Genomic DNA, 21297 nt, shown 5'->3' with positions numbered 1-21297 from the left:
CTGCCGGCTCAACCGCCAGTCTATGCAGGGGCGACCTCTTCTCCTTAGGGAGCCATGGTTTCCCTTAGGAAACTATCCGGCACAACGAGCACATGGGCTACAACGAGCACAACGAGCACATGGGCTACAACGAGCACATGGAGTACAAGGGAAACAAGGAAAACAAAGTAAAAAGGGGAAACAGCGGGCACAACCACCACAACCAGCGCAACCACCGCAACCTAATTGTCGAGCCTGAACAATATCATAGTGGCCTTGATTGTCCCAAGGAGTCACCTCGCCCGCCCTGAACTCGTCGACATTCAACTTTTGGAGATCTTTTTTGAAATCATCCATTTTTACAACCTCCATTAAAAAGATTATTGGGTTGCTCCAGCACTGTAACCAGGAACTAACAAAAGGAACAGAACGAAGATAATCAGAAAACAACTGCCCACGGGTGAATCCGCCAAATACTCTGTCCGCGAATATCCCCCTCGACAAAAGATGCTTTATTTCTATGAAAGAAGCTCCGCCCCTGTCACGGCTCCAAATGCCTATTTTTATTGGGGCTTCGAGCAACCGTTATCCAGAAAGATCCTGAAGAAAATCATGGCGACACGTGAGAGGAGGCTGTGCAGGAGAAGTCGGATGAATTCGTAAACGCCTTGCAACTTGTACACGAATGGAGTAAATCGAATCGTACGAGGTAACATTTGGGCGAAAATACTAGATGGAGCATACCATCTAACTTGAAAACCAAGCGATTACGGCTACTTATTTTTGAGAACAATAATTCCCAGGGATGCATCCCATAAAATAAAGGGACGAACCAATAATGATCAGTCCATCCCTATAAGTCGCATTTCACCGTACCGGAATATATACTATCGGAACTATTCAGGTGACTACCCTACTTGATTTTGATCACGATTTTACCCTGTGCATGTCCGGATTCGCTTAACTCGTGGGCTTTGGCAACTTCGCTTAAAGAGAATACGCTCCCGACTATCGGTTTCATATCGCCAGTTTCAAATAAATTTGCCAACTTGGCGAGTTTTTCTCCATCCGGCTGCAGAAAAAAGTACTCCGGCCGAACTTTTTTCTGAAGGGCCACTTCCTGGTTAGGGGGTGAAACAATCGAGACAAGAATCCCGTTTTCTTTCAAAACCTCAAAGCTCTTAGTTTGCACTTCGCCACCAACGGTGTCAAACACTACATCAAAGTCGTGCAGGACCTTCGAAAAATCCTGCAGTCCGTAATCGATCACTTCATCTGCGCCCAGTTCTTTCACAAATTTGACATTTCTACCACTGACGGTAGTTGCCACATAGGCACCAAGACTTTTGGCCAGTTGAATCGCATAACCGCCTACTCCGCCGGCGCCTGCGTGAATCAAAACTTTATCCCCGGTCTTCAACTGACTGATTTCAACCAGCGCTTCCCAAGCTGTTAAGCCGGCAAGCGGAACCGAAGCGGCTTCTTCAAATGTCAGATTGCTGGGTTTTATCGCAAGCAGATTTTCTTCTACCACCGTATATTCAGCATACGTTCCGTTCCGAGAAATATCGGGACGGCTAAAAACTTCGTCACCCACTCTGAATTTTGTTACGTGACTTCCGACCTGTTTGATCACCCCGGCAAGATCCCATCCTAAAATCAGTGGAAATTCATATGTAATCCTGGCCTTCAGACGACCCTCCCTGACTTTCCAATCGACCGGATTAACGGATGCTGAATGTACCTCGACCAGCACGTCACGCTCTCTAATCTCCGGCACCGGCGTGTCTACAAGCTTCAATTGGTCCCGCCCGCCATAATTTTCGATTATTACAGCTTTCATTCTTTCTTCCTCCCGTTCATTCATATTCTTCTTTACCCAATCATTTGTTTTGGATATCTTACTAACTGACAATTTGGGATACAATTTCGTATGAGCGCTGACGAGCCTGGTGGTCAAAAATCTGGGCATTGATCATGATCTCGTCTGCCTGGGTGGCATCCAGGAACGATTCCAGTTGTTCCTTTACGGTCTCCGGACCGCCAGTAAAGGTGTAGCGTAACTGCTGTTTGACAGCGGCCTTTTCGTATTCGGTCCACAGTTCGTCCATATTTTCCACCGGTGGGTTTAACTGACCGGGTCGACCGCGTACCAGATTCAGGAATTGTTGTTCCATCGAGGTAGCCAGCCAGCGGGCTTTTTCGTCGTTATCGGCTGCAATGACATTGACACACACCATTGCGTACGGCGCATCAAGCACTTCCGAAGGTCTGAAACTGCTGCGGTAGAGTTTCAGGGCCGACAGTTTATTATCCGGTGAGAAATGGCTGGCAAACGCGAGCTGGGCAAGGTCAAGACTGTTTCGGAAAGAGTTAGAGGGTGTTCCACCCACCACAATCGGGGCAAGATCCAGAACCGACAATGGGATATCGCTAAGTCGTTTCGTGCTGTTACGTACAGCAATTCCTTTGGACATACTAAGGGCAGAAGGTATTCAGTAAATTCTTGAATTGATTACTCATCGAATCTTCCCATTTGATAATCCAAAATTGCTTGCCGAATTTCTTCTTGCGTGTTCATCACAAACGGTCCGTACGAAACAACGGGTTCGTTCACGGGTTCGCCCGCGTACATTAGAACGCGAAGTTTTTCCTTGGCGGTCATTACGATTTCGCTCTCCGAATCTCCATCCACAGAGCTTAAAAACAACACTTGTCCGGCACGTCCTTCGGTTCCGTCGATACCAAAGGTTCCGCTTCCTTCAAGAATATATAGAAAGCCGTTGTAATTTCCGGGCAAATCTTGCGACACACTTGTCTCCGGTTCCAATTCAATTTCTACCATGGTTACCGGCACATGATTGAGTGTCGGAGCGTGTGTGCCTTTCGAAGATCCTGAAAAGACACGAACGGTTGCTCCATCTTCTTTTCGAACGGGCATGTCTTTACTTTTCAAATTTTGATATCGCGGCTCGGTCATTTTCTTCGATTTTGGCAAGTTGATCCACAATTGCAAGCTGTGAACGGTGGAACCGGGCGCCGGATCTTCCTTGTGAATGACACCTCTTCCAGCGGTCATCCACTGCACATCCCCCGGTTCCAGTGTTCCTTCTCCCGCTTTATTGTCGAAATGCTCAAGCGTGCCGTCGATCACATACGTGACTGTCTCGATACCGCGATGCGGGTGATAATCGAAAGTTCCTTTTTGGAAGAAATCTTCCATCAATGCTAAAAAAGGGTCGTACTCTTTCCAATTGCCAGGTTCCAATACAAACCCGTTGCGATGAATCGGGCTGTTTCTTTGATATTGTACAGTTTTCTTGCGTCGAATACCTCGTTCTTTCATTCAGCACCACCTAAAAGTAATTAACTTACCTTTTATTAGAATCATAAATTTTTAGTTTCCCCTTGTCAAATGGAGTAACTTTCGCCATCCACTTTTTTTCCGTATCCCTGTTTTTATTCTTTCTGCTTAATAATACGTTCTCAAAAGTTCAATTTTTGAAGTTGTTCGAATCTGATATTCAGATATTGTGCTTGGAACTAAAACTGTATCACCATACTTCAATTCTATCGGTTCAAAATCGACAACGGGATCGAGTACACCCTCACCGTTTGCAATTATGATGATATCCGGATTGCCCTGCTTGCCTAAGTTGATCTGATGCGCTGATACTTTAATCGTCAGCTTTTCAATGACAAAATAGGGGCATGTCACCAAATGCTGATGAACGACATGTCCATTCTCGAACAGTGTTCGCCGATTCGTATCAACCCCGTCTGTACCTGCCGGTTCGCCGTAGATCATCACATCGGCCGCTTTTTCAATATGCAGTTCCCGACCGCGGCCCTGGTCATCCACCCGATCCCAATCATACACACGGTAGGTGACATCCGATGTTTGCTGGATTTCAATCAAGATCGTTCCGGCAAGCAGTGCATGAAGTGTTCGGGATGGGACAAAAATCAACTGGTCTTTCTCGATCGGTTTGTACCGCAAGAATTCGGGTACCCTTTTCTCTTTGACCGCCAATACGTACTCGTCCCTGCTTGGAAACGTGTGGCCATAGATGATTCGAGCATCTTCTTTCGCATCCAGAATATACCATGCTTCCGTTTTGCCAAAATCCCCTTCATTTTGTCTGGCATACTCATCATTTGGGTGGATTTGAACAGATAAATCATCAGTTGCCTCAAGGAATTTGATTAGCAGCGGAAACCGGTCTTGCGGGGATTTTCCCAGATAGGCTTCGGGAAATTCCCCCGTTAGCTGCACCAATGTATTTCCTGCAAACGGCCCATTTACGACAACACTGGTCGCTTTGGGATGTCCTGACAGGACCCAGTATTCCCCGATAGGTCCTTCCTGTTTTTCGGAAAACCATTCCTTCAGTTTCTTTCCTCCCCAAATTCTCGCCTGGGCAATTGGGGCAAATTTCACAGGGTATGCGAACAAAGTCTTTCTCCTTCTTTCGACAAAAGAATTAACGCCGCCGTCAATCACAATTTTCTCAGGGTCAAATAATTTGATCATCGTTACCTAGCCAATCCCGATCGCGGCAAAAACATCTTCGCTCAGGGCGGAAATTTATGCGGTACCTTCTTTATCTAATGCAAAAATCTCCCGGGTGGTCAATCGATTCCCCATTTTCTGCGATCCTGAAACGAGCTTTCCATCCACTCGTTCGATTTGTTTCCGTATCAGGAAACTTTTTCAAATGAACCAATTGAAATACATTATCTTTACAAAATCCGTTTGTTAAATATGCACGTCCCCAATATTGGTTTCGGATTCGAGAAGGAGCTGAATCATATAATGAGCATCATTATTTCATGAAAAAAGAAAGCCTTGTCCCTTTTGGGTTCAAGGCCTCTTTCGAAAATTAACTCAACTCTTTTATTGCCTAGCTATAGCAAGATAGAGCAATAGGGCGGCGAACCGTTACCCGATTATTCGTGACTAGTACTGCTTTCTTTTAAAGTCACCTTGACGAGTCGAAGAATCGCATCATCTAATGCCTGTGCAAATGCTTCAGGATCTGAGGTTACACGCCAACGATTTTCCCGTATTACTGCCACTGACTCCTCAATCGCATCATCCTTAATCCCCATATCCCGAAGAAGAAACAAAGCTTTCTCGAGCGAATCAACCATTCGCATGGGGCCGTAGCTGTGCGGTTCCTTGTATAGCCCCCTGGCACTTGTTAAGACGTAACTAACATAGTCAAGAAGACGATTTTGCAAACCTTCCTCAAGGCTTTTCTTTTCCGTATTGGTCATACGATATCACCTCCCGAACCGGTTTACTGCTCTTGGGACGAGGCGGTTGATTCGAGTATCCAAGACTGATCAACAGCTCGGGTTCGATACCTTCTGGCAATCCCAATATTTCCTTTATGGCTTTCTGATGAAATGAGCGGGCAGGGCAGCTTCCTACTTCCAAAGAACTTGCCGTCAGCAGAATATACGCAGCCGCAATCCCAAGATTTACGAAGCGAAGTACTTCAGCTGTATCAAGACCCCCGCGTGCCAATGCCTCTTCCTTATTCGTACAGAGTACGACCACGGCGGCTGGATCGCCAGACAATCCTTGTGCAAATCGTTTGATTCGTCGAATTTGATCCGGGTCTTGGACAATTACAAAATGGGATTCCTGTGCATTGCTTCCGGATGGGCTGTGCAGTATTGCATCTTCAATAGACTGAATTACTTCCGGCGGGAGTGATCGTCTCTCGAAAGAGCGAATACTGCGCCTGATCTTTATAGCATCCAATACATTCACACCTGATTCCTCACTATCATTGGTTTATCGAAATGAAAATCCTCTTTGTTCCAATACTTGTCTCAGATTTTCCCGCAGACTTGCCGAAGCGGCAATTGTTTCAGGGCGTGTGCAACGCCTCGCGGTATGTTCGCACCACCCATACTCAACTCCTTCCCGCTCTGGTTCTCCCGCTATTGAAACCCGCCGTCCATCGTACGTCCTTCTTTCGATCATCACTCTGTCATATTCAGCCAATCCTTCTTCCAGATGCTCCGTTGAATACTGCTCATGGTGTACCGTTACTTGTTCGGGAAGACGTGGTTTCACCCCACGGCGCACACCCTCCCGTTCAAATCCGATGGACAACCCTGCCAGAGCAAAGACTCCATCCGGTAATCCCAATTCTTCCGACATTCTAACGGGATCATTTCGGACCGAGCCAACGGGAACCGATACGAGTCCCAGAGACTCTGCGGCTACGAGTGCGTTTTGAAGGGCAAGTGCCGCATCTACAGCTGCCAATAAAAACATTTCCAGTGTCTCAGCAGCAAAACGATACCCTTGACGCTCTGTCACATATTTCAATCGGTAAATGTCTGCACAAAACACCAGGAATACGGGGGCTTCCCGAATAAATCCCTGATTGCCGGAAAGAGTAGCCAACCGATCCTTTCGTTCTTCATCGGTAACGACAATAATACTGTAGGCCTGAAGATTGGACGATGTTGGCGCGCTCCTTGCGGCCGTAAGAATGGCCTTCAATACTCCTTTAGGGAGAGGCCTTTTCTGAAAGCCCCGGATCGATTCGTGGCGAGTCAGAACATCCAGTGTCTGGTTCAGTATTTTTTCAGGAAGCTCGATTCCCTCAAGTTCCAAACGACTCCGGATCAGTCGGTGGCTCATAAAAAAATTTCCTCCCCTTATGACTAGAAAAAGAAGCACCTTGTTATTCAGCAAATACCCAAAAACAAAGTGTTGTATTTGGGAATTATGCCTTACACGACAAGCGCCCCCTTCTTAAGAACCTGAACGTGGTCAATATATACATCCGGTTGGTTTACAACACCATCGATATGCACACCAGCTGCAATGGTGCCGCCAAACGTATTATTGCTGCCGAAAGCTACATGTATGGTTCCGTACACTTTTTCATCCTCAAGAACAACACCCGTGATTCGGGCTTTTTCATTTGTACCGATTCCGAATTCTCCAAGCAGCCTGCCGTCTCCATCACCTAAGATTTGAAGCAGAATATCTGCCGACTCTCCTTCTGCATTCACAATCCGTCCATTATCGATCGTGAGCAGCACCGGGGAATTCAGCTTTCCAATTCCCGCTATAGATCCATCAATCAGGATTTGTCCGGTTGCTGTCCCCTCAATCGGGGCAATATACGCTTCACCTGATGGCAGGTTTCCCGATTCACCGGGAGATAAATAGACACCCGTACTTGGAATTCCTTTGCGCCCTTCAATCGAAAAAGAAAGTGCATATCCACCTTTTTCGATCCTTACCAGCGCCCCTTTTGTTAGGATCTGCGACACTTGCTCCGTCATTTCTTTCACTTTTGAATAATCGGCAGAAATGGCTCCTTCTAAAAACATATCTTCTGTAATCCCGGGCATGGTTGCCACACGTGCACCTGATGCAACCGCATTTTTGCGGGCTTGTGTATGGGTCAAGGAATGTTCTGTGATACAAACCACAACACTGGAATTCGCCATCGCAATCGATACAGCAATTGGTGGTTCTTGTCCGGATTTTTCTCTTTCCTTCATCACCATCAAAATGGCTTCTGCCCCAAGCTGTTTACCCGCCTCGTACAATGCTTCAGCAAGGTCTTTTTTTACATCATCTGTTGCAACCAGAAATGACTCCGCTTCGCGAAGCCCCAAACAATTCTGCAGTACATTTTTACTGACTTCCACTAATTGCCGGTTCATTGCCTATCATCCTTTTTAAATCATTTCTGAGACCAATTTTGCCATCAGTGCATTTGAGAGTATCACCGGTAATCCAGTCGCTTTTGCTACCAGTTCTCGTGACTCTTCTGTATACCCCATGCAGTCAAGCAAAATAAGGTCGACCTTGCCCTTTAATGCATTTGCTGCTTCCTCAAAACTTGCCAAATCGTTTTTATAAGGGGAAGCAACCGCAAATAAAGGATTCAATCCAAAAGGGAGATATTTAGTGTTCAATTCGGTTTTTTGTTCATCGAGTGGCACCACAACTCCGAATCTCCGATTTCCAACCATCGCTTTTACAGTAGGCGGAATGATGTGATCCGGCTCGATCAGATAGGATATTTTTGTCGTAAGTCCGGGGAAAACACCGGTGCAAAGAAGAAGAATTTGGGTAATACCCACCTCTTCTAAAAGATTAATTTTTTCTTGTAAAATCGGTTGAATCTTCCCTCGGGACATAACCACCTGTTCCCCTGTGGTCAGCCGGGAGGTTAACACATAGTCCCCGGATTCGGGATACAGATTTTCTTCAACATACTGTTTGGAAAATCCGTCTAAAACCCCGACTTGCAATAGTTCAGCTTGCCCGGTAATGTATTTTTCGATTATGGGTGCTACGTCAGTTCGGGGTGCTTGCCCAATTGTAATCATCCCCAGTTTGTTCATCTTAAACCATCCCCTATGCAAATTGGCAGGGGGGTATCCCCCTGCTGTTAAGAACGTCCTGATTCTTTTCCCATCGTTTGAAGAGTTTTCATGGAACCGTAGAGTTTTGTCAATCTTTCAAACTCCGCTTTGTTGTAGAATTGGCTGATTCCGTTCGTAAATTCTTTTGCCACTTCCACTGCAAACCGCACCGCTGAGGCAATATCGGTCTCATGGCTTGCACCGGTACCGCATCCGGGAACAGCCGATTGCGCCGTAATGGCAACCCCTACCACTGGCGAATCGGTAGCAATAGATGGTTGCAAAATCGAGTTAATATGGTAGACATCGTTTCCATAAGGGGTGATGTCTTGCATCGTGATTGGGAAGGTAACCGGAAACTGTCCGGTTGTCATTTCCATGATTCGAAGCAAATCCTCACTCACACGAAGGATGTATCCTTCCTTCACCGTCGGAGAAATGGCAATTCCTTTATGGTTAATTACGCGATTTCCCTTGGTCGTATCTATGGAGATAATGGCTTCCATTTCGGGGACTACTTCATACTCGTTCATGGTCTGCATATCGACCGGAGATCCCATAAAATCGACCGGTTCATGGGGTTGGGTCGGAGCGTTGGGGCAGATATGTGTGGTGACAATGACATCCCCTTTCAAGGAATCCCCTTTGGTTTGCATCTCCGCCAATTTGAGAGCGGACGCAATGGCAGCTACGGCTCCGTCTGCATCGGATACCAAACCGATACGGCTGGGACGTGCACCAATTCCACCAAGACGCCCGATAATTCCCATAGTCGGGGCATCACCGCCATTGCTCTTTCCGTTGGTTCCAGGGATTACGATTTTAACAAAATCGGTGCTTCCCTTTTCTCCTTTTATAGTGGTGACCTCAACCGTCACATTCGAAAAATCTTTAAAGAGTTCTTTGACTGTTTCCCCGTTTACAAAAGCGTTGTCCAATGTTTCAAATGCTAGCAAAGTTTGTTTGAGAGCCATGGTGCGATTCCTCCGCTTCTTAAAAAATATATTGCAGAACGGGTTTTTTAATAATTTCTTCGATCGGTTTCAGTAGTTTTTCATTGCGCATGGTAGAGCTGAGTATTAAGTTTTCTTTTGGCACCGCAATCACTGCCAATTGCTGCCCTTTTTCAATGGCGGCTGACACTACAGGTTTTGCCGTCTTGGCATCTAACGTCATGATCAGATCCGGGAACGTTGAGTATCGCTCTCCATCTCTTTCAAGCGTCATGTATTCGTTCCAAAAGGTGAGTTCATAGGAACCATTGATCCATACGGTACCCACATCGAATCCACCAGTGGTTTCCAGAGTAAAGTCCGTAACAAAACCCTCCGTAACCACTTTCCCTCCAAGTTTTGCGACAACTGCTTGAATGGCAGCTTCACCTTTATGGTTGAGCAATGCTTCCCCGACTTCAATGGCCTGTGTGATGGCACCCGGCGCACCATTTTGTTTTGCGTAAGCCACCGTGACGGGGTTTCTTGCTACGGCGACCATTCCACCGGCTTCCACCGATGCTCTTCGAATCAGCGATGCAACTTTTTCCAGAGAACCGGAAGCGCTCAATTCGATATAGTTTTGGTCTTTTCCGCCAACTGCGGCCTGGTGCGATACATAATCAGGTAGATCTGACAAATTAAGTGATCCCATGGCACCGGTGGGATGAGCACGACCATTGCACGGGTTATCGATTACGGGGATCCCGGTCACTGCCGATTGAAACCATCCGTTCACCGTCGTACTTGCTCCATTTTCATTCGTTGTAATACCTTGAATCGGTTTCCCGATTTTTTTTGAGAGAATGTCAAGAGCTTTTGCGTAGTCTATGGGTTTTACAAACTTCTCCTTCGCCGCAGGAGCCCCAACGAGTGAGACAGTCACCAGCAGGTCGTCCTCTTGAAGTTCATCCACTGTAAGAAGCGTCGGTTGTCCTATTTCTAGCGCCAATTTTCCGGTTTGCAATCCTTCTTCGATCCAGCCGCCTCCTCCGCCTCCGAGGACAGCCCCTCCGTAGACGGCATATTCTACGACTCTTTCATCCAATGAAATCTTGGCCAATATCACTCACCTCATTTTTTTAATTTGAACACGGAGTTAAAGAAGCTGTACAGCGCATCACCGGCGATAAAACCTGCTGCCATAATGGTCATCGGTGTTTCACCTTCTTTGCCCTTCACCTTAGTCCAAATCAGGCGAATTGCAATTCCGGCAAGAACCGCCCAGCAGGCATTCGGGGTAAGAATTAGAAGACCGGTGGCAAAAAGTACTCCTAACTGACGGCTCGGTCCCCCGATGAATTGCACTATGGCACCCGGTATTGCCCATAGGAAGAGTTGTTTCGCGATATCAGGAGACGCACCTGCTTGAATCGTAGAAACATAAACTTTATCAATCGGCGGTACCAAGTTTTGAACAAAGTAAGATTTGTAAGTAAAGAGAACCACCAACAAAGCCACGCCAAAAGCTATCATTCCTGTAATATACTGCTGCTTTCTTCCTTGAAGTTCAAACTCTGCATCTTCACCATTACCGCGCAACATGTACCCTGTCTTAAGGTCATACCCCATGTCGGCAAATGCGGGTCCGGTGGAAGCACTAAAACCGGCAAGTAAAGCAAGTGCCTCCGGCGGGAACCCAAGCATAATCCCGAACAGCAGTGTAATGAATGCTACGGCAAAAGCAGGAAACCAGCCTGAGTGCATCGCCGCAATTCCCACAATCAATTCATGAACGAAAGCTGCAAATGCGGCGAATACCAAGAAACCGATTAACATTCCAGGGGACATATCAGTATATAACCCGCCAAGAAGCGCAATAATCAGAGCCACTGCGAGATAGGCAAGAAATCCGTATCCCAACGCACGCCTGGCTTGATCCATCGAACGGGTAGTCGCAACAGGTGTTTCTGCCGTTGCTGCTGCTCCAATTGCTGATGATTTGATCATGTCTTTTTGTTTCTTAAAAATTAACAATGAAACTTGGATTAAAGCTACAAGCCCTGCACCTATCATGATTCCATGCGGAATATACAACTTATTGACATCGATGCCAAACCAAGGAACCGAATATTGCCGAAACATAAGACCGATACCAAACATGGTCAGGGCCCAAACGTTTCCAATAAAGGCAACCCCAAACGCGGACATCGAAATTTTAAAATACGACCCGATGAGTCCGATGAGAGTTCCCACACCGAGAAGAGCTGCTCGTTTTCCGCCTTTGTCTCCAGCCAAAATCGATTCGGCTGTAGCGACACCCGGCGCCCAAGTTCCGGTTGCAGGGAAGATTTTCGAATCAAACAATTTGTATAGAATACCGGCATCGATAAACATCGCAAGGGCTGCACCAATTAACATAGGGATAATCAATTCGGGAGCGCCCATTACGAATGGAATTCCGATTGGAATCAACAAGCTGTTCGCCGCTCCGAATGTTGCAGACGAAATAGAGGTTTGAACAAGGTTCTGCCGGTGAACCGATCTGTATTTCTGAAAGAGTGCTACCGGAATTCTTGCAATCATCATCGCAACTAATGCACCAATAATAGACGTGTTGGGCGTTACCCCCAGCGTTGTTACGATTTGCATCCCAATGATGGCACCAATTACACCAGTGACGATGTTAAGAACAAGTGCAAACGGATCAAAGATCGTTGGGTGTTTCTTTTCTGTTGCCATTATTACTCCCCCTTGTATCTAATTTTGGTTTGTCATGAATCCCTTCTGAAGCGAGCCAACCAGTACACCAAGGAACACCATCACAGCGCCGACAATTTGTTGAATATCAAATGTATGGTGAAAGATGAAAAAATCCAGCAGCATTGTCATTAATGGCTGCAAATTGAGAATGATTGATGATCGTGCAGCACCGACATCGTTCATGCCTTTATTCCACATGATACCGGTCAGCCCTTGCGCACAAATCACCGATACAAAAGCCAATCCCCATATATAAAATGAAGTACTCCAATTGACAGTTGTAAAAGCCATTGCAATCGGATCGAGGATTAAACAACTGATTGTAAAACTATAAACTGTGATAATAAGGGGGGACAATCGCTCGGAAAGCATACGAACAAGAATCAGATTGCAAGAGAACGTGAAAGTGCCCCCTAAGAGCAACAAATCACCGAACTGAAAAATAAAATGCTCTCGAATATTCAAAGCTAGGAAAAGACCGGTTATGGCAAGCAGACACCCTGCTATCATTCGCCATGTGATGGTTTCCTTCAGGAAAACGGCTGCCAATCCCGCGGTAATGAGCGGAGACATGCTGAAAATGAGAGCTGCATTCGTGGCTGATGAATACTTTAAACCACTGAATAAGAAAATCTGATTCGCTACTAATCCGATTCCCGCTGATAAAAAGAACAGAAGCAGTTCCCTGCGAGTCAGTCGTACCAAGGACTTTGTTAGTACCGACCAAAGCAGAAAAACAACAGAAATAACGGTTAGACTAAAAGCTGAAAGAAATAAGGGCGAAAACTCGCGTAATAAAATCTGTCTTACAATGTAATTTAATGCCCAAATAAAAACGCATAACAAGAGAATCAGGTAAGACTTGGCCAAACAAAAGACCTTCTTTCAGGGACGGCAAACATTCCTTTTCAAATTCAATTCTGTACTGCCTTCGCTGCTTGTTTATAAAACAAGGAAGCAAACATCCCTTCAGCTTCGACCGGATCAATTACAACGGCGTTTATCTCCTTTCGCAAAACGTCTGCGAGTCCAATGGTGGAGAATCCTGTGCAGGCAAATACTATAGCCTTCGCCCCTTGTTCCATCAGAAGGCGGGCAGCCTGTACCCCCTTTTCACGTCCGGATGGGGTTAATAAATCGGTTGTATTTGTCACCCCTTCGGGTCGGGCATAACCAATCATTAAGTCTCCAAGCAGGTTCTCCACCACTTTAGGAACAGAGTCAGAGATTCCTAATACTCCAACTGGTTCTCCAATAGCCAATGCAGCCAATGCAGCCGAACTTCCCGCACCAATGACCGGTATGGCTACCGCTTGACGCAACTCCTTGATTCCCGGGTCCGCCGCACAACTGATAACAAGCACTTGACTCCCGTTTCTCTCCAGCTCTTTCCCTAATTCGACAATTTTGGGAATTGCAATCTCTTCGGTCTCATCGTTGAAAATACCCAAAGGTTGATCTGGTATACACTTGTTCATTGTCTGAATTCCATAATGTTTTGTAATGATTCGTCCATGCTGGTTTAGAATCTCCGGGTCCCCTGTTGTAAAAACGCGTATGACTCCAATCACTTTACGATCCCTCCGTTTCAAAGAATTGTAATACTATTCAATTTTCAAAAATTATAACAACCATCTAATTTGCGTCCTACGGTATGTCAACCAAAAGACACAGTCCGAATTTGGTCATACAAACAAAAAAGAACCGGTGAAAACCCGGTCTCACAATTCAGCTTCCAACAACTTTCAACTTCCAAGCCCGCAAAGTGAGGTCAAGTCGAAACATAACTTCTGGGTCGTTTATGTCTACTTGAAGAATATCTTGAATCCTCTCCAAACGATAATTCACCGAATTCCTATGAACAAAAAGTTCTTCTGCCACTTTCTTGGTGTTGCTTCCATGGCGTACATAGGCGTCCAGAGTCTGGAGCAGCTGTGATCCGTTTTTTTTGTCATAGGTCTGAATCGGCAATAGATAAAGCTCGTATAAAGCGTTTAAGGATGGGTGATTTTTTAGATCCAATAACAAATCTTCTACATAAATATCGCTGAAGTCAAAAACATACTTGCTGCTTGATACTTTTTGTCCATTTTCGAGCGCTTTCTTTGCTTCTATATAACTTTTGTGGAGCTGGGTCAAATGTTCCCGTGGTTGCCCAATTCCAAAGAAGAACCGGACTCCATACTTCTCGTAGAGGTACTGATGGAGAGAAGATGCTATTTCTACCGCTTCTTTTCTCTGCAATACCGGATCTTTTTGTTTAGCCGAACATACTGCCACGATTTGCTCTCCCACACCGGTTATTGTTGGAAAGTGACCGGTTTTTTTTAGCTCTTTTACGATAGTGTCCTGAACTTGTCCCCTGTCTTGATTTGAAAGAATCCCTCCGGAACTTCTTTCGGCTTGAATCGAAATAATAAACTGGGATTTTGTTGTCGGGAACCCGAGTTGTTTAGCCCTGTACAGAGTAATATCTTCAAAAGTTGAGGTTCCGGCCAATAACTCGATAAAGAAATCTTCTCTGGCTCGCTCCCGAGCTCGTTTCACAGAATCCTTTGCGGAAAATTCGAGTGCCAATACCATTACGGCCTGATCCAAGCAGATTTTCGCAAATCGATCCTCGCTGGTGACTTTTCTTGAAAGTGCAAGTTCACCCCGAACTTTCTCACCCACTTGAATCCTTTGTGAATACAAAACTGTCTGGGGGGTAAAGCCTGGCGTTTTGCTTTCAATTTCACCGTTTTGGTTTACCACAGCCACTTCACAGTTTAATAATTGACCAATCATTACAACCAGTTCCGAGATTCTTCGATGTAATACCAAATTCATAAACTGGCTGTTGATATCTTGGACTTCACGCAGCCAAACAACCTGTTTATTCAGTATTTGTTCCATAACGGAATGAGTAATATCAATGTACGGGATTTCCGCCGGTATTTCGATTAAAGGAACTCCATACTCATTGCTTTTTTCAATTGCAATCGAGGGGATTTCCCCAAGAAACCTTTTGGTCTTTATACCGATTGCCGCTCCTCCCCCCCTTTTCATTTCATCAAGTAAATTGCAAATGGCAACTGGGTTGTCCTGAAAAGAATATCCTGTCGTTAAAAGAAACTCGTTAGGTCGTACCCAGCCAGATAATTCAGGAACTTCCAGGATATCAACGTAATAAATTTCGTTTCCAATTCCTTTTGCGCCGCTGAGGAGTTTAGCATTTTGTAATACTGGAAGCATCAGAAGGTTTTGAACCGTAAATTTCTCGCTAGTCATGTATGGTCACCTTCAGTAAGAATTAGTAATTAAAAAAATTTAAGTATTTTGTTTTACTCTAGTTTAGATCACCTCGCAGGGTCAAGAGGATAACAATTTCCATCTGTTAATACAAGAAACCTTCCCGACATTTTCTTTTCAGTTACCTTATTTCAAACCATAGGTAAGACCGCATTCCATAACAAAAAGGGACGTACCAATACTTATCGGTCCATCCCCATAACTCGCATTTCTTCATATCCAGACATTATGACTTCAATACATCATGATCGACATACCGTTCTCCATTTAACTCGCTAATCACGTTGATTGCTACCTTGGCACCGTCTCCAGCCGTGACAATCGTATGAACGCTTACTCCGGCTACGGTACCGGCGGCCCACACACCGTCTATATTTGTTTTCCCGTTTGGGTCTACAACGATCACTGTCTTGATTCGAGGTTCAGTACCCGGTTTTGTTCTCAAGCCTATTTTTTCTGCGAGATCCGCCAATACACCAGTAGCCAGTATTACGTGTAGAGCCTCAAATTGTTCATTGCTGGTTTCAATTCGAAATCCTCTGTCCAATCGGACAACATTTTGTGCCTTCCCTTGAACAAGATTGGCTCCGAATTTCGTTGCTTGTTTTTTTCCCGTTTCCACCAAGTCCGGACCTGTAATTTCCATAACACCGTAATGATTTTCTATCCAGGCCCGCTTGGTAATGCTTTGATCGTTATCGATTACCAAGGTTTTCTTTCCAGCCTTGGCAGCAAACAGAGCGGCGCTTGCTCCTGCCGGACCACAACCAATGATGGCAATGTCATACATATTCATCAATCTCCTTTCGAAATATTCCACTTAGTATTATATTCCACATCTCTACTATTTAAAATAGTTACTAAATAAAAGTATGTAAAACTTTCGTCAGAACAGGAAATGCAATAGTAAACGTGATCCGTTACCGAACCTGTTCCGCTCCAAGATCCCTTGTTCAATTGCAGTTATTTTGGGCCTGTGCCAGTTTTTTCGACAGCTTTTCATCTCGACGCTTCCGATTCGCTTCATATAAGCAATAGGCAACCGGATACGACAAAGCGCCAAGGGCAATCGAGATCAAAGTCATCCCAAGGATCGTCTTCAATTGAAGCTCCAGAAAGCCGTCCAACCAATCCGGCATCCAATCCGGCATGCGAACCGCAAAAGGCAGCAGCAATCCGCCCAGCCATTTCCCAACGATCAATAACGGGATCGGGAGAAAAGTAAGCTTTGCAATGACATGTCCGATCGCTGCGGACGTTACGGAACTGCGTGTTATCCAAACCAAAAGGATAAAGATTGGATAAATAACGCCCATAGTCGAAATCACCAAAAATTCGATTCCAAAACCAATGGCAAATCCCAAGGCCACCTTACGGGCTCCCTCCGGTGACCGCAGCAGCTTGACGTATTGATATTTGATAGCCCGTCCAAAACGTTTCAATCCTTCTGTTTTAAGTTTCGCCATGCGGAAATCCCCTTAAAAATATAGATACTCTTACTAACAAGCATAATTTGTTGAGAACACTTTTTAAATACCTAACTTATTGGAATTTGAAAACGATCCTGTGCTTCGGAATAAAGTTTCGGTCGACCACTACGAGGAACTATGGTCTTCCTCAAAATGTTCAAGCAAATGTTCATCCCCGCTTCTTCGCACAACCCCTATCGCCTAAAAACGGCCGGAGCTGTCCGACCGTTTTTCTTGGCATTACCCTTTCACAGCCCCCGCCGTCATGCCCTCCAGGAACTGTTTGGAAGCAATCAGGAAAAGCAACAGCATCGGCAGTGTGGAAAGCGTTAATCCGGAGAACAAGACGCTCCAATCCGTTTCATACTGGCCGAACAGGCTCATCATGGCGAGCGGAAGCGTCTTCAATTCTTCCGTTTTGATGAAGATTAAAGGATAGAAGAAATCATTCCAAATCGAGATAAAGTTCATAATTGCGACCGTTGCCAACGCAGGCCTCATCAAAGGTACCAGGATCCGGTACAGCACCTGCAAATCGCTGCAGCCGTCAATTCTCGCCGCTTCTTCCAGTTCTGTCGGCAGCGTTTTGAAAAAGCCGACAAGCACAAATACGGAGAACGGCATCCCGGACGACACATACGTCAGTATCAACGACATGTGATGATCGAGCACACCCAGTTGCTTATAAATCAGGAACATCGGCAAAATTCCCAGTTTTAGCGGGATCATCAATCCGGACAGGAAAAAGAAATACAAGAACGGATTCCATTTAAACCTGGTTCGTGCAATATAATAAGCGGCCAACGAACTGAAGACAAGAACGAAAAAAACGCTGACCAGACTGATATAAACGCTGTTGAAGAGATATTCCATAAAAGGCGTGTCGTTCAAAATCGCCTTGTAGCTTTCCAGCGAGAATTTCTCCGGCAGCGTCAGCGGCTTCGTATAGATCTCCGCATTCTCTTTCAGCGAGGAAACGATCATCAGATAAACCGGGTACAGCGCCAGAAACGCATACCCCATCAAAATCAGATAGTTGAGTGTTTTTACTGCAGGATTCGTCCTGTTCAACGGTCACACCCCCTAGGCATTCGATCTTTTGGTCATTAGGTACAGGGAAATGGCGGATACGCTGGCGATGATGACGAACATCACGACCGCCAATGCGGAACCCAGACCGATGGCCGACGATGCGCCGTCTTTTGCGAACGACAGACGGTAGAATAAAGTTGCCAGGGTGTCTGTGCTGTAATAAGGACCGCCTTCCGAACCTTCCATGGCAAATATCAGATCAAACGCCTCAAACGAGTAGATAAAGGTCAGGATTGTCATGATTGTAATGGAAGGCATCAGTAAGGGTAGGATAATCTTCCGGATTTGCTCGAATCCGATGCATCCGTCCAACTCGGCGGCCTCCAAAATGTCCTGCGGAATTGCCTGCAATCCGGCCAAATAGATCAGGATGCCGAATCCGATCATATACCACGCATTCACCAGAATAATTGCGTATAATGCTGTGCTTGTCTGCCCCAACCAGGGAAGCGCCCATTCTTCCAATCCAATTGTTCTGAGCAATGCATTGAACGCCCCGAAATTCGGATTCAGGATCAGGTTCCAGAGAAATCCGACCACAATCAGAGAAAGCAATCGCGGAACAAAGAAAATGACTTTAAACCACTCAGCCCCTCTGTACTTTCGGTAGATTAAGTAAGCAAGGTAGAAAGCCGCCGCGTTCTGCACCACAAGGCTGACCAGAAAATAAATCACGTTGTGGCCGATCGCATTTTTGAACAATCCCGATAATTGAGGATCGGTAAACAAGGTCACAAAGTTTTTCAGTCCGATGAAGTCTCCCCTGACCATCCCGTGCCAGTCGAACAGACTGTACCCAAGAGCTGTAAACACGGGAATGATCATGAAGAGAACATAGACTGCGAGCGCCGGCAACGGGAATAAGTGGATCAAGTATCGGGATGCATTTTTGTTTTTGGCTGCCAAAGCGCTCGCCACCTTTCAATAAGTCTATTTCTTCGGTTTAAACCAACTGTTGGCAGATTCCTGAACTTTTTGCGCAACTTGTTCCGGAGTTGCTTGCTTGAGGAACATGCCCTGCAGTTCGTTTTCCAGCGTCTTCTTGGTAGAAGGATTCCCTTGTGCAAAATGGATCAGAATCATGTAAGGAGTTCCGATCGTTTCGGAGTACTCGGCCATTTTCTTCACCATCGGGTCTTTCGGCGTTACGCCTTTCACGGCACTCACACGACCCAGATTGTCCGCAAACAACTGCCCGAATTCCTTCGTCGTCATGAACTCCATGAACTTCATGGCTTCCGCTTTATGCTTGGAATTCTTGTTCACCCCAAAGGATCCGTCCACCCAAGTGGTAATGGTGCCCTTTCCGCCGCTGCTTGCAGGCGGGCACGGGAAGAAGTCGAAATCAAGATTCTTGTTCTTGTCACGGATCGGCTGCAAATCGAAAGATCCGCCGATGTACATCGCGGCTTGTTCCGTAAAGAACAGGGCTTGCCCGTCGGTCGCCGACAATCCGGTGAAGTTCTCCGGGAAGTACGGCGTCAGATCATTGAATCTCTTAATAGAATCTACAAACTTGGCATCCTTGAAATTCGTTTCTCCCTTCAAAACTTTCTGGACGAAGTCTTTTCCGCCATAAACGTCGGGACCGATGGTTGCATGTGTCAGGGAAAGGATCCAGCCATCTTTTGCCCCAAGCGCAAACGGAGTAATCTTCTTTTCTTTCAAGGTTTTGGCCACCTGAACCAGTTCATCCCAGGTTTTGGGCACGGAGACTCCCGCTTTTTCAAACAATTTTTTGTTGTAGTAGATTTGTGTGGTGTTGGTTGACAAGGGAATTCCGTAAATTTTTCCATCCGATCCCTTGGCTGCTTCATAGTAGCTCGCATCAATGTTAGATATCCCTTTCAGGGAATCCAACGGTTCAAGGTATCCGGCGTCTGCAATCTTTGTAGCGCCCGAATAAGGACGGAGCTGGATGATATCCGCCGCTTGGCCGCCTTTCAGGGCCGTATCGAGAATCGTGTCATACTCGGTAGCTTTTTGTGCCTTAAATTCAATATCGATTCCGGGATTCGCTTTCTTGAATTCTTCAATGATCTTTTCGTACTGCTTGGTGTCTTCCACCCGCCAGCTCGTCATGGTGAGTTTAACGTTTTCTTTCTTCTCGCCGCCGGCGTTTGTTCCCGCGTCTTTCGAGCTGCACCCGGCAATGCCCGCTACCGTCATTGCCACAGCCAGGGAAGCTGCCATCAGTTTACTGCTGTTTTTCACATTTGCCCCTCCTTTGATCTGCACTTACCTAGATGTCTAGACCACAGTGTTGAAAAATATAATCTAAAACTATTATATCGATTGCTGATAGTATTGAGAACCCAACCAGCCGTTCGATTGCTTGCAAATTTTGCAGTAATCTTCTATATTTGCTTAAACGTGTTATATACCAGCGAATGAACAATTTCGCGTATCTTTATAATATGCGGCTCTCTCCCATAGTGGACACGGTTGGTTAACAGGACAACCACGAGCTCAATGTCCGGATCCACCCAGAGACTGGTTCCGGTAAAACCCGTATGGCCAAAGGATTTCGGTCCCGCCTCCGGACTTCCGAAACAACCGGGCTGCCACAGCAACCATCCAAGGCCCCTCCGTTCCCCGAGCCCCTCCGTAAAGCATTGAGTGGATCGCAAGAACCATTCTCCGGCACTTGTCGGCAGGAAAAGCGATCCGTACCTCGCCAGGTCCCGGGCAGTGGAAAACAGTCCGGCATGTCCCGCAATGCCTCCCAGAACGGTGGCGTTCTCATCATGCACTTCTCCCCATTGATGCCGCCCCAGACTGTCGCGCCACTCCGTGGCCGCACACCGCTCCGGGTCCCCTGGGTTGTAGAAGGTGTCATTCATTCCCAAAGCTCCTGTCAGCTCGGAAACCGCTTTGTCCAATTGTTTGCCGGTTGCGATTTCAATTACTTTTCCCAGCAGCAAGAAGCCCAAATCGCTGTAGATGACTTTTGACCCGGGTGGATACGCCAACGGAACGTCAGCAATTTCCATTATGTCTTTTTTCAATCGAATGGTGGCCTGGAATCCTGCCGTATGGGTCAAACATTGCTGCAGAGTGATTGCTTGTTTGTCTTCACCAACAGGCAAGATATCTCCCAATCGGGCCTCGGGCGCTATGATTCCCCGCTCAAACAAGGTTAACAAGACACCCACTGTTGCCGTCACTTTTGTGAGGCTCGCAATGTCAAACAAAGTATCCGTCCGCATCGGTTTTTTGGGTGATGTGTGGCGAAATCCCAAGGACGTTTCATACAGCAAATCGCCTTTTTGCTCTATCCGCAATACGGCACCGGGGATTAATTTTTCACGTATGACGCGCTCGAGATAGTCTTCCACTTTGCGGAAATCCATTTG

22 protein-coding genes are annotated in these 21297 nt (G+C 46.1%); all 22 read right to left on the bottom strand.

The window, feature by feature from the left end; translation table 11 throughout:
- Positions 1–72: 72 nt before the first annotated feature.
- A complete protein-coding gene (locus tag EFBL_RS22010) occupies positions 73–336 on the bottom strand; it encodes a heterocycloanthracin/sonorensin family bacteriocin (RefSeq protein WP_165912482.1) in 264 nt (87 codons plus the stop codon).
- Between the two features lie 556 nt (positions 337–892).
- Positions 893–1822 carry an NADP-dependent oxidoreductase gene (locus EFBL_RS18320; protein ID WP_096183853.1) on the bottom strand — a complete coding sequence of 310 codons (930 nt, stop codon included), beginning with the start codon at positions 1820–1822 and terminating at the stop codon, positions 893–895.
- Positions 1823–1883: 61 nt separating this feature from the next.
- Positions 1884–2456, bottom strand: coding sequence for an LLM class oxidoreductase (locus tag EFBL_RS18315; protein WP_096183851.1), 573 nt, complete (start codon positions 2454–2456; stop codon positions 1884–1886).
- A 38-nt stretch (positions 2457–2494) separates the two neighbouring features.
- Positions 2495–3325, bottom strand: a complete 831-nt coding sequence (locus EFBL_RS18310; protein ID WP_096183849.1) for a pirin family protein — start codon at positions 3323–3325, stop codon at positions 2495–2497.
- A gap of 126 nt (positions 3326–3451) precedes the next feature.
- Complete coding sequence (locus EFBL_RS18305; protein WP_096184195.1) at positions 3452–4435, bottom strand: type I phosphomannose isomerase catalytic subunit; 984 nt, start codon at positions 4433–4435, stop codon at positions 3452–3454.
- A gap of 494 nt (positions 4436–4929) precedes the next feature.
- Positions 4930–5259 carry a DUF6092 family protein gene (locus EFBL_RS18300; RefSeq protein ID WP_096183848.1) on the bottom strand — a complete coding sequence of 110 codons (330 nt, stop codon included), beginning with the start codon at positions 5257–5259 and terminating at the stop codon, positions 4930–4932.
- On the bottom strand, positions 5231–5761 hold the full coding sequence (locus EFBL_RS18295) for a nitroreductase family protein (protein ID WP_096183846.1): 531 nt from the start codon (positions 5759–5761) through the stop codon (positions 5231–5233). The genes EFBL_RS18300 and EFBL_RS18295 overlap by 29 nt, the downstream gene beginning before the upstream one ends.
- 24 nt (positions 5762–5785) lie before the next feature.
- Entirely contained in the window at positions 5786–6646 is an 861-nt protein-coding gene (locus EFBL_RS18290; RefSeq protein ID WP_096183844.1) for a nitroreductase family protein, read from the bottom strand.
- A gap of 92 nt (positions 6647–6738) precedes the next feature.
- Positions 6739–7686, bottom strand: coding sequence for an aminopeptidase (locus EFBL_RS18285; protein WP_096183842.1), 948 nt, complete (start codon positions 7684–7686; stop codon positions 6739–6741).
- A 15-nt stretch (positions 7687–7701) separates the two neighbouring features.
- Positions 7702–8373 carry an AroM family protein gene (locus EFBL_RS18280; protein WP_096183840.1) on the bottom strand — a complete coding sequence of 224 codons (672 nt, stop codon included), beginning with the start codon at positions 8371–8373 and terminating at the stop codon, positions 7702–7704.
- Positions 8374–8420: 47 nt separating this feature from the next.
- Positions 8421–9368 (bottom strand): DUF1177 domain-containing protein, encoded by a 948-nt coding sequence (locus EFBL_RS18275; protein WP_096183838.1) that lies wholly within the window; start codon positions 9366–9368, stop codon positions 8421–8423.
- A 19-nt stretch (positions 9369–9387) separates the two neighbouring features.
- On the bottom strand, positions 9388–10449 hold the full coding sequence (locus EFBL_RS18270; RefSeq protein WP_096183836.1) for an S-methyl thiohydantoin desulfurase family protein: 1062 nt from the start codon (positions 10447–10449) through the stop codon (positions 9388–9390).
- 11 nt (positions 10450–10460) lie between these two features.
- Complete coding sequence (locus EFBL_RS18265) at positions 10461–12068, bottom strand: OPT/YSL family transporter (RefSeq protein ID WP_096183834.1); 1608 nt, start codon at positions 12066–12068, stop codon at positions 10461–10463.
- An 18-nt stretch (positions 12069–12086) separates the two neighbouring features.
- Entirely contained in the window at positions 12087–12959 is an 873-nt protein-coding gene (locus tag EFBL_RS18260) for a DMT family transporter (protein ID WP_096183832.1), read from the bottom strand.
- 44 nt (positions 12960–13003) lie between these two features.
- Positions 13004–13660, bottom strand: coding sequence for an aspartate/glutamate racemase family protein (locus EFBL_RS18255; protein ID WP_096183829.1), 657 nt, complete (start codon positions 13658–13660; stop codon positions 13004–13006).
- A gap of 157 nt (positions 13661–13817) precedes the next feature.
- Complete coding sequence (locus EFBL_RS18250; RefSeq protein ID WP_096183827.1) at positions 13818–15359, bottom strand: PucR family transcriptional regulator; 1542 nt, start codon at positions 15357–15359, stop codon at positions 13818–13820.
- 247 nt (positions 15360–15606) lie between these two features.
- On the bottom strand, positions 15607–16170 hold the full coding sequence (locus EFBL_RS18245; RefSeq protein WP_096183825.1) for an FAD-dependent oxidoreductase: 564 nt from the start codon (positions 16168–16170) through the stop codon (positions 15607–15609).
- A 163-nt stretch (positions 16171–16333) separates the two neighbouring features.
- Complete coding sequence (locus EFBL_RS18240) at positions 16334–16846, bottom strand: DUF2062 domain-containing protein (protein ID WP_096183823.1); 513 nt, start codon at positions 16844–16846, stop codon at positions 16334–16336.
- A 243-nt stretch (positions 16847–17089) separates the two neighbouring features.
- Positions 17090–17872, bottom strand: coding sequence for a carbohydrate ABC transporter permease (locus tag EFBL_RS18235; RefSeq protein ID WP_096184193.1), 783 nt, complete (start codon positions 17870–17872; stop codon positions 17090–17092).
- 60 nt (positions 17873–17932) lie between these two features.
- The gene (locus EFBL_RS18230) at positions 17933–18847 is read right to left on the bottom strand and encodes a carbohydrate ABC transporter permease (protein ID WP_231705880.1); all 915 of its coding nucleotides are present in this window, start codon (positions 18845–18847) and stop codon (positions 17933–17935) included.
- Between the two features lie 24 nt (positions 18848–18871).
- The gene (locus EFBL_RS18225) at positions 18872–20155 is read right to left on the bottom strand and encodes an ABC transporter substrate-binding protein (protein WP_231705879.1); all 1284 of its coding nucleotides are present in this window, start codon (positions 20153–20155) and stop codon (positions 18872–18874) included.
- Positions 20156–20298: 143 nt separating this feature from the next.
- Positions 20299–21294, bottom strand: coding sequence for a serine hydrolase domain-containing protein (locus tag EFBL_RS18220; protein ID WP_165912483.1), 996 nt, complete (start codon positions 21292–21294; stop codon positions 20299–20301).
- Positions 21295–21297: the final 3 nt, after the last annotated feature.

The sequence above is a fragment of the Effusibacillus lacus genome, assembly GCF_002335525.1.
Lineage (GTDB): Bacteria > Bacillota > Bacilli > Tumebacillales > Effusibacillaceae > Effusibacillus > Effusibacillus lacus.
The sequence above is the reverse complement of the archived record's forward strand: the minus strand, read 5'-3'. Positions and strand labels throughout refer to the sequence as shown.

Bases quoted from the DNA above. Each gene is read 5' to 3' on its own strand.
- EFBL_RS22010 (WP_165912482.1), bottom strand. From the start codon at position 336: ATGGATGATTTCAAAAAAGATCTCCAAAAGTTGAATGTCGACGAGTTC.
- EFBL_RS18320 (WP_096183853.1), bottom strand. From the start codon at position 1,822: ATGAAAGCTGTAATAATCGAAAATTATGGCGGGCGGGACCAATTGAAG.
- EFBL_RS18315 (WP_096183851.1), bottom strand. From the start codon at position 2,456: ATGTCCAAAGGAATTGCTGTACGTAACAGCACGAAACGACTTAGCGAT.
- EFBL_RS18310 (WP_096183849.1), bottom strand. From the start codon at position 3,325: ATGAAAGAACGAGGTATTCGACGCAAGAAAACTGTACAATATCAAAGA.
- EFBL_RS18300 (WP_096183848.1), bottom strand. From the start codon at position 5,259: ATGACCAATACGGAAAAGAAAAGCCTTGAGGAAGGTTTGCAAAATCGT.
- EFBL_RS18290 (WP_096183844.1), bottom strand. From the start codon at position 6,646: ATGAGCCACCGACTGATCCGGAGTCGTTTGGAACTTGAGGGAATCGAG.
- EFBL_RS18285 (WP_096183842.1), bottom strand. From the start codon at position 7,686: ATGAACCGGCAATTAGTGGAAGTCAGTAAAAATGTACTGCAGAATTGT.
- EFBL_RS18280 (WP_096183840.1), bottom strand. From the start codon at position 8,373: ATGAACAAACTGGGGATGATTACAATTGGGCAAGCACCCCGAACTGAC.
- EFBL_RS18275 (WP_096183838.1), bottom strand. From the start codon at position 9,368: ATGGCTCTCAAACAAACTTTGCTAGCATTTGAAACATTGGACAACGCT.
- EFBL_RS18265 (WP_096183834.1), bottom strand. From the start codon at position 12,068: ATGGCAACAGAAAAGAAACACCCAACGATCTTTGATCCGTTTGCACTT.
- EFBL_RS18250 (WP_096183827.1), bottom strand. From the start codon at position 15,359: ATGACTAGCGAGAAATTTACGGTTCAAAACCTTCTGATGCTTCCAGTA.
- EFBL_RS18245 (WP_096183825.1), bottom strand. From the start codon at position 16,170: ATGTATGACATTGCCATCATTGGTTGTGGTCCGGCAGGAGCAAGCGCC.
- EFBL_RS18240 (WP_096183823.1), bottom strand. From the start codon at position 16,846: ATGGCGAAACTTAAAACAGAAGGATTGAAACGTTTTGGACGGGCTATC.
- EFBL_RS18235 (WP_096184193.1), bottom strand. From the start codon at position 17,872: ATGGGGTATGCGTTTCTGGCGCTGTACCCGGTTTATCTGATGATCGTT.
- EFBL_RS18220 (WP_165912483.1), bottom strand. From the start codon at position 21,294: ATGGATTTCCGCAAAGTGGAAGACTATCTCGAGCGCGTCATACGTGAA.